This is a genomic window from Streptomyces boncukensis, from assembly GCF_011045075.1.
Classification (GTDB): Bacteria; Actinomycetota; Actinomycetes; order Streptomycetales; family Streptomycetaceae; genus Streptomyces; species Streptomyces boncukensis.
Map to the genome: position 1 here is coordinate 19,511 of NZ_JAAKZZ010000037.1, position 7,542 is coordinate 27,052.

At 73.4% G+C, this 7,542-nt stretch carries 8 protein-coding genes; 1 reads left to right on the top strand and 7 read right to left on the bottom strand.

The annotated features are described in order from the left end of the window. Positions 1–179: 179 nt before the first annotated feature. Positions 180–1,538, top strand: coding sequence for a GntT/GntP/DsdX family permease (locus G5C65_RS06135; RefSeq protein WP_206441284.1), 1,359 nt, complete (start codon positions 180–182; stop codon positions 1,536–1,538). Here G5C65_RS06135 and G5C65_RS06140 read toward each other — a convergent pair. From G5C65_RS06140 to G5C65_RS06170, 7 genes are all read right to left on the bottom strand, one after another. After that, complete coding sequence (locus G5C65_RS06140) at positions 1,500–2,822, bottom strand: MDR family MFS transporter (protein WP_165297598.1); 1,323 nt, start codon at positions 2,820–2,822, stop codon at positions 1,500–1,502. The two genes, G5C65_RS06135 and G5C65_RS06140, sit on opposite strands and share 39 nt — an antisense overlap. A gap of 24 nt (positions 2,823–2,846) precedes the next feature. Beyond that, positions 2,847–3,383: a GNAT family N-acetyltransferase gene (locus G5C65_RS06145; protein WP_165297599.1), complete on the bottom strand. Its 537-nt coding sequence runs from the start codon at positions 3,381–3,383 to the stop codon at positions 2,847–2,849. 68 nt (positions 3,384–3,451) lie between these two features. Next, positions 3,452–4,495 (bottom strand): LLM class flavin-dependent oxidoreductase, encoded by a 1,044-nt coding sequence (locus G5C65_RS06150; protein WP_165297600.1) that lies wholly within the window; start codon positions 4,493–4,495, stop codon positions 3,452–3,454. After that, positions 4,492–4,695, bottom strand: coding sequence for a tautomerase family protein (locus G5C65_RS06155; RefSeq protein ID WP_165297601.1), 204 nt, complete (start codon positions 4,693–4,695; stop codon positions 4,492–4,494). Before G5C65_RS06155 ends, G5C65_RS06150 begins: the two co-directional genes overlap by 4 nt. A 1-nt stretch (position 4,696) precedes the next feature. Continuing rightward, the gene (locus G5C65_RS06160) at positions 4,697–6,187 is read right to left on the bottom strand and encodes an aldehyde dehydrogenase (protein WP_165297602.1); all 1,491 of its coding nucleotides are present in this window, start codon (positions 6,185–6,187) and stop codon (positions 4,697–4,699) included. Then, a complete protein-coding gene (locus tag G5C65_RS06165) occupies positions 6,180–6,911 on the bottom strand; it encodes an alpha/beta fold hydrolase (protein ID WP_165297603.1) in 732 nt (243 codons plus the stop codon). The genes G5C65_RS06160 and G5C65_RS06165 overlap by 8 nt, the downstream gene beginning before the upstream one ends. A gap of 13 nt (positions 6,912–6,924) precedes the next feature. Beyond that, on the bottom strand, positions 6,925–7,476 hold the full coding sequence (locus tag G5C65_RS06170; RefSeq protein ID WP_165297604.1) for an amino acid synthesis family protein: 552 nt from the start codon (positions 7,474–7,476) through the stop codon (positions 6,925–6,927). Between the last annotated feature and the right edge of the window lie 66 nt (positions 7,477–7,542).

Genomic DNA, 7,542 nt, shown 5'->3' on the forward strand with positions numbered 1-7,542 from the left:
GAGGCTATCAGTCGGGCTGCAAACGCGTCTTGGACAGCAGTAGTGGCCCCCGACACGATGTACGGCACACCACGCGCCCCGGCCCTGCCGGCAGCCGCGCCCCGGGCCGCCTCCCGCCTCCACGGGCCTCCCCGGCGGATCCGCCCCGCACTCATGGAATCGGACGAGCGGAGTGTCCTGTGCCTGACGAAGCCCTGCTGTTCCTCACCACGGCGACAGCCGTCGTCGGCATCGTCGCCGCGATCACCTGGCTGAAGTTCCCGCCGGTGTTCGCGCTGCTCTTCGGAACCCTCTTCCTCGGACTGACCACCGAGGTCGGCGCGCGGGACACGCCGAAGGTGGTCGCGGAGGGATTCGCCGACGTCATGGGCGACATCGGCATCCTGGTGACGTTCGGCGTCGTCCTGGGCGCGCTGCTCACCGTGACGCACACGATGCAGCGGCTGGTCGAGGCGCTGCTCGGGCTCTTCGGCACCCGCAGCGTCCCGTACGTCTTCGCCGCGGCCCTGAGCTCCCTGTTCACCTCGATCTACTCGGACGTGCTGCTGGTGCTCTCGGCGCCGCTCGCGCGGCGGCTCGGGCCGCGGCTGGGCACGCGCGGCCGCGCGCTGATGGGCGGCTCGCTCACCGCGGGCATCGAGGTGGGCCTGGTGTTCGTCGCGCCCGGCGTCGCCGCGGTCGCCATCGCGGGCATCCTGGACGTCCCGCTGGGCCAGATGTTCGCGGTCGGCCTCGTGGTCGGGCTGCCCACGGCGCTGCTGACCATGCTGGCCTTCGCCGTCCTGCTCCGCTTCATGGCGTGGGACCCCGCGGTCGACGAGGCGGACCGGGCCGAGGTGTCCGGTGAGGCCGACGGGGGCGACGCCGGGCCCCCGTCCGGGCCCCGGACGCGGGAGCTGCCCCTGCCGCTCGCCGTCCTCCCGGTGGCCCTGACGCTGGTCCTCATCGCGGGCGGAGCGCTCGCGGACGCGATGTCCGTCAGCTCCGCGGCGCTCCTGTTCCTCACCGACCCGGTGGTCGCCCTCCTGCTGGGCGCCGCCTCGGCGTACGCGCTGGCACGCCGCGTCTGCTCCCCGGACGAGATCGGCGGGGCCATGGGCTCGGCGCTGGCCCAGTGCGGCCCCATCCTGGTGCTGAGCGGGATCAGCGGCTCGCTCGGGTTCGTCATCAAGGGCTCGGGCATGGCCGACACGCTCGGCGACGCGTTCTCCTCCGGCCTGCTGCCGCCGCTGCTGCTGGTGTGGATGGTGGCCGCGGTGCTGCACATCGCCCTGGGCTCCATCTCCGTGGCGGGCATCACCGCCGCCGGCATCCTGGCGCCCATCGCGGGCGGTCTCGACGCACCACCCGTCCTGGTCGCCCTCGCCGCCGGTTCGGGCGCCCTCTTCCTTCCGCACGTGTCCAGCAACTTCTTCTGGATGTTCCAGTCCCTGCTGGGGCTCTCCACCCGGGGCACCATCAAGGCCCACTCCGTCCCGATGACGCTGGCCTCGGTGATCTCACTGCCGATCATCCTGGCCGTGTCGCTGCTCGCCTGATGCCGCCGGCACCGCCGCGGGGCGGGCCGGCCGGCGCGGCAGCAGCGCCACCGCAGCGGCCGGGACGGCGGCGAGGGCCAGCCACGGCACGGCGGCGGGGAGCCCGAGGTCGAGCAGGGAGCCGGTGGCCGAGCTGCCGATGAGGACGATCACGCCGGACAGGGAGGACAGCGCGCCGGTGTAGAGGCCGAGCCGGCCGTCCTCGGCGAGGTCGGGGACCCAGGCGCGGGCGGCCGGGACGACCAGCATCTGGCCCAGCGTGAGCAGGACGACGAAGCCCGCGGCGGGCAGCAGACCGGCGGCGCCCGTCCACCCGGCCGGGCTCCCGACGGCCACGAGAGCGAAGCCGGCCGCGATGAGCGCGAGCCCGGCCGCCATGGAGCGGCGCAGGTCGAGCCGTTCGCCGGCCCACCGGCTGACCGGAAGCTGCGCGCACACGACGAGCAGGGAGGACAGGGCGAACAGCCAGGAGAGGGCCGCCTGGGAGCCGGTCGCGCGCTCCACCTCGTCCGGCAGGGCGAGGTAGAGCTGGTTGTAGGCGAGCAGATAGCTGCCGTAGGCGCAGCACAGCGCGAGGAAGCGGCGGTTGCGCAGCAGCACGCGGCCCGCTCCCCGCTCCCGGGTGCGGACCCGGCCGGGTATGTGCTGCGGCATCAGCCGGCTGTGCCCGGCGAGGACGAGGACGAAGACCCCGGCTCCGACGAGGCACGCGGTGCGGAAGTCCACGGCGAGCAGCAGACCGCCGAGCAGCGGGCCGACGAAGGCCCCGGCCTGCCCGGCCGCGCTCAGCAGGGCCAGCACCCGGGTGCGCGGGCCGTGGCCCGCCCGCTCCCAGAGCACCGCCTGCCGGGCCACCTCGGACTCCACCGCCGGGGAGAACAGGGCGGCGGCGAAGCCGATCAGCAGCACCGCGCCGATCACGGTCCAGGCCGCCTGCGCGTATCCCAGCCAGGCGAACCCGGCGACCCGCAGCACGCAGCCGGCCAGCACGGCGGGGCGTACGCCGTAGCGGTCCACGAGCCAGCCGCCGAGCACGAACAGGCCCTGCTGGCTGAAGGTCCGCAGACCGAGGACGAGGCCGACCGTCCAGCCCGCCAGGCCGATCGCCGTGCCGAGGTGTTCGGCGAGGAACGGCAGGACGGCGTAGAAGCCGATGTTGAAGGCGAGCTGGGTGAGGATCAGCAGCCGCAGCAGCGGTGAGAGCCGGGTCCAGGTCCGCTCGCGCGCGGGCTTCGGGTCCCGCGTGCCGCGACGGGGCAGGGCGCGGGAGAAGGGAGCGGGCATCGAAGATTATGCGATTGTCGTTTTTTAAAGTGCCGGGATCTCGAAGTGGACGGCCCCGCTCCCGCCGCCGGGCACCTCCGCACGCTCGTCGCACACCACCTTGGCCAGCGACCGCCACAGGCCCATCGCGCCCGTCGAGTCCGGATACGTGTGCAGGTAGACCGACCGGTAGCCGCCGTCCGCCTGTGCGAACGCCAGCAGCTCGGCGACCATGCGCCGGGCCAGCCCGCGCCGCCGGTGCTCGGGCCGCACATACACCCGCCTCAGCTGCGCGGTCTCGCCCGAGGGGTACCGCTCCGCGAGCCAGCGGGGGTTCGGCGGGTGCGCGGGGCCGCGCGCGTCCAGCGCCGCCGTGGCGGCCACCGCCCCGTCCCGCTCGTCGACGGCCACCAGCAGGGTGTGCCGGGGCGGGGCCAGGTAGAAGCGCTCGGGGTCGATGATGTCGGCGTGCCAGCGGGGCACGTACCCGGTGCCGAAATCCCGGTAGACGGCGTCGAGCATCACCGCCCGCGCCTCGCCGAGGTCGCCTGCGGTCGCCGTTCTGATGCCGTATTCCTGCACATGCGCATCCTATGCAAGAAGGCTGGGGGCACCGGCCCCGGGTGCGGAGTGCCCGGCGGTGCGGCCGGCTACCGGAAGGCGGGCACGACCTCCTTGATGAACAGTTCGAGGGACCGGCGCTTCTCCTCGTGGGGCAGGCCGTTGTCGATCCAGAAGCTGTACTCGTCGATGCCCAGCTCCTCATACCGGCGCAGCCGCTCCACCAGCTCCTGGGGAGTGCCGATCATCGCGGTCCTGTGCAGCGACTCCAGCTCGAACTCCGGGCGCTCCGCGAACTTCGAGACCGGGCTCGGTTCCAGGAAGCCGTCCCGGGGGGTGAGCTTGTTGCCGAACCAGGCGTCGAAGGTGCGGTAGTAGCGCTGGACGGCCTCGGCGGCCGGGCGCCAGCCCTCCGGGTCGCCGGGGCTGTACGCGTGCGTGTGCCGCAGCACCATGAGCTCGGGCCGGGGGATGCCGGGGTGGCCGGCCACCGCCGTCTCGAATTTGGCGACGAGGTTCTCGACCTCCTCGATGCCCTTCATCAGGGGCGTGACCATCACGTTGCACCCGTTGGCGACGGCGAAGTCGTGGGAGGCGGGATCCCGTGCGGCGATCCACATCGGCGGCGTCGGCCGCTGCACCGGCTTGGGCACGCTGGTGGAGGTGGGGAACTGCCAGATCTCCCCCTCGTGGGCGTAGTCGCCCTGCCACAGCGCGCGGACCGCCGGCACCAGCTCCCGCAGGTGCTTCCCGCCGTCGGCGGCCGGCAGACCGCCCGCCAGGCGGTCGAACTCGAACTGGTGGGCGCCCCGGGCCACTCCGATCTCCGCCCGGCCCCCGCTGATCACATCCAGCAGCGCGGTCTCCCCGGCGGCCCGGAGCGGATGCCAGAAGGGCGCGACGACGGTGCCCGCGCCGAGCCGGATCGTCGAGGTGCGTGCCGCCAGGTAGGCGAGCTGGGGCATGGGGCTGGGCGAGGCGACGTACTCCATGGAGTGGTGCTCGCCGATCCACACCGTGCTGAAGCCGCCCGCCTCGGCGATCTGCGTCAGTTCGGTGAGGTTCTCGAACTGCCGGGAGGCGCTCACGCTCTCGTCCCAGCGCTCCATGTGCGCGAACAAGGAAAATCTCACTGCTGCTCCTGGTGTGCGTGTTCGGCGAGGGTCACGTCGCCGGTCGCCCAGTGGGTCCGCGGGACCTCGCGGACCACGACGCGGATGTACTGCGGCCGGGTGTCGGCGGTGCGCAGCACCGCGGCGTGCACCTCGTGGATCAGGTTCCGGATCTGGCCGGGGGTGCGGCCCTCGGCGAGTGTGATGTCGATCTGTGGCATCTCAGCCCCGCAGGACGAAGGGGTCGGCCACGGGCTCCTCGCTGGTGTTGATCCAGACGCTCTTGAGCCGCGTGTACTCCCTGATGGTCTCGGTGCCGTGCTCGACGCCGGCGCCGCTGGCCTTGAAGCCCTGCCGCGGGGACATCGGCGACATGGCCCGGTAGGTGTTGACCCACACGGTTCCGGCCTCCAGGCGCGCGGCCATCCGGTGCGCCCGCGCCAGGTCGGAGGTCCACACCCCGGCCGCGAGGCCGTAGTCGGTGTCGTTCGCGAGGCGGACGGCCTCCTCCTCGGTCTCGAACGGCAGGACCGCGAGGACCGGCCCGAAGATCTCCTCGCGGACGACGCGCATGCCGTTGTCGACGTCGACCAGGACGGTGGGTTCGTAGAAGTAGCCGCCGAGGCCGCCGCCGTCCGAGGAGCGGCCGCCGGTCAGGACACGGGCGCCCTCGCCGCGTCCGAGGTCGACGTATCCGGCGACCTTCTCCCGCTGGTCCGCGAACGCCAGGGGGCCGATCTCGGTGGCCTCGTCCATCGGGTCGCCCATACGGATCCGCTCGGCCCGCTCGGTCACGCGCTGGAGGAGCTCGTCGTAGACGGACCGGTGGGCGAACACCCGGCTGCCCGCGATACAGGTCTGGCCGGCGGCGGCGAAGATGCCGGCCACGACGCCCATGGCGGCGTTCGGAATATTCGCGTCCGCGAAGACGATCTGGGGCGACTTGCCGCCCAGTTCGAGCGTCGCGCCGATGAACCGGCCGCCCGCCGCCGCGGCGATCCGGGACCCGGTGGCGGTGCTGCCGGTGAACGAGATCTTCGCGAGGTCGCGGTGGTCGACGAGGGCCTGTCCCGCCTCGGAGCCGAGGCCGGTGACCACATTGACCGCGCCGGGCGGAAAACCCGCTTCGAGGGCGAGTTCGCCGAGCCGGAGCACGGCGGCCGAGGTGTGCTCCGAGGGCTTGATCACAACGGTGTTCCCGGCGCAGAGCGCGGGTGCCAGCTTGCTGCTGGTCAGCGTCAACGGCGAGTTCCACGGGGTGATGGCGCCCACCACACCGAGCGGCTCGCGGCTGGTGTAGTTGAGGATCGCCCGGTCCGAGGCCGGAACGACCTCGCCATGGATCTTGTCGGCCAGGCCGGCGTAGTAGGAGTAGTACTCGGGCAGAGCCGCCAGCTGCCCGCGCATCTCGCGCAGGAGCTTGCCGTTGTCCCGCGTCTCCATGCGCGCGAGGTCCTCGGCGTTCTCGGCGATCAGGTCGCCGAGCCGGCGCAGCAGGCGTCCGCGCCGGGTCTGGCTGAGGTCGCGCCACCGCGGGTCCTCGAACGCCGCCTTCGCAGCGGCCACGGCCCGCGCGACGTCCGCGGCATCGCCGCGCGCCGCCCGGTAGAGCGGCCTGCGGGTGGCCGGGTTCGTGCTCTCGATGTAGTCCCCGGAGGCGGGCTCGACCCGCTCGCCCCCGATGACGTGGCACAGCTTGGTGAGGTCAGACATGAGTGGTGTCCCTGATGAGGGTGGTGATGCAGTCGGCGAGGGGCTGGGGGCGCTGGACGGGGAGCATATGGCGGGCCTCCGGCACGATGACGGCGCCGCAGTGCGGCAGCGCCGCCGCGAGCCGGCGGGCCATCCCGGGCGTCGAGCCGGGGTCCCGCTCCCCCGTGACGGCCAGCGCCGGCACGGCGATCCGGTGCAGGTCGGGGCCGAGTTCGGCGTCAGCGGTGGCGAACACCCGATAGCAGTGCCGGAAGGAGTCCGCGTCGTTGGCGAGCAGGGTCGCCTCGGTGCGGCGCACCCAGGCGGCCGGGACGTCGGTGTCCGCGTACCACCGGCGCAGGGAGGCGGCGGCCGCTGCCTCGAAGTCGTCGTGTGCGGCGTCCAGCCGGCCCAGGACGGCCTCCCGCTCCGCCGGTGTGCGCCGGCACACGGAGCTGACCGAGGTCAGTGTCGCGACGAGGTCCGGGCGGTGCAGCGCCAGATGCTGCGCCACCAGGGCGCCGAGGGAGAAGCCGACGAGGTGGGAGCCCGGGGGGATCGCGGCCGCGACGCCGCGCGCCAGGTCGGCCAGGGTGATGCCGGCCGCAGCGGGCCGGTTCCGGCCGTGCCCGGGGAGGTCGGGCGCGACGAGGGTGAAGCGGTCGGCCAGCAGCTCGGCGGTGGGCTCCCACATCGTGTGGTCGAGCCCGACGCCGTGCAGCAGGACGAGGGTCGGCTCCGTCATCTCCGCGGGTCCCCTACCGCTCCGTCGCGAGGGCCGCCAGGCGCTGCTGGGGCCGCCCCTGTGCGGCGGCCGCCAGCCCGACGACGATCTCGTCCGGGTGCGGCGCGTCGGCGATCCGGACCTCCACCGTCTGGTGGTGGGACCGGATCGTCGCGTCGGTGATGTGCTTGAGCGGGATGTCGAAGACGACGCCGGCCGCGCCGCGCTTCTCCACGGCGGGCAGGAGCGTGGTGGCGCCGGCGGCCTTGCGGAAGTGGTCACCGAACTTGAGGGTGTGGATCAGTGCCGACCCGTGCTCGATCTCGCCGTCGAGGCCGACGACGGCTGCCTTGCCGTACGCCTCGGCGGGCGCCCCGAGCGCCTCCAGCACCGCGGGCGCGAGCAGCGCGCCGAGGCCGGACGCGTGCGCGTCGATCCCCGGGGAGAGGTCCTCGACGAAGCCCGCTCCGGCCCACGGGTTGGCGATCACGGCGGCGGTGACGGCGACGGTGGCCGGAGGGGTGACCGCGCGGCCGCCTTCGGCCCGGACCTCCTCGACGACGGTGACGATCTTGCGGACGTTCATGACAGCGGTTCCTCCGGGGCTCGGGAGGTGACGACCGGGTCGGTCGTGCGGTCTCCGATGCGGGGG

What these genes read in the sequence shown, in the direction of transcription:
- G5C65_RS06160 (WP_165297602.1), bottom strand. Translation starts at nt 6,187, where the DNA reads ATGTCTGACCTCACCAAGCTGTGCCACGTCATCGGGGGCGAGCGGGTC.
- G5C65_RS06165 (WP_165297603.1), bottom strand. Translation starts at nt 6,911, where the DNA reads ATGACGGAGCCGACCCTCGTCCTGCTGCACGGCGTCGGGCTCGACCAC.
- G5C65_RS06140 (WP_165297598.1), bottom strand. Translation starts at nt 2,822, where the DNA reads ATGCCCGCTCCCTTCTCCCGCGCCCTGCCCCGTCGCGGCACGCGGGAC.
- G5C65_RS06155 (WP_165297601.1), bottom strand. Translation starts at nt 4,695, where the DNA reads ATGCCACAGATCGACATCACACTCGCCGAGGGCCGCACCCCCGGCCAG.
- G5C65_RS06170 (WP_165297604.1), bottom strand. Translation starts at nt 7,476, where the DNA reads ATGAACGTCCGCAAGATCGTCACCGTCGTCGAGGAGGTCCGGGCCGAA.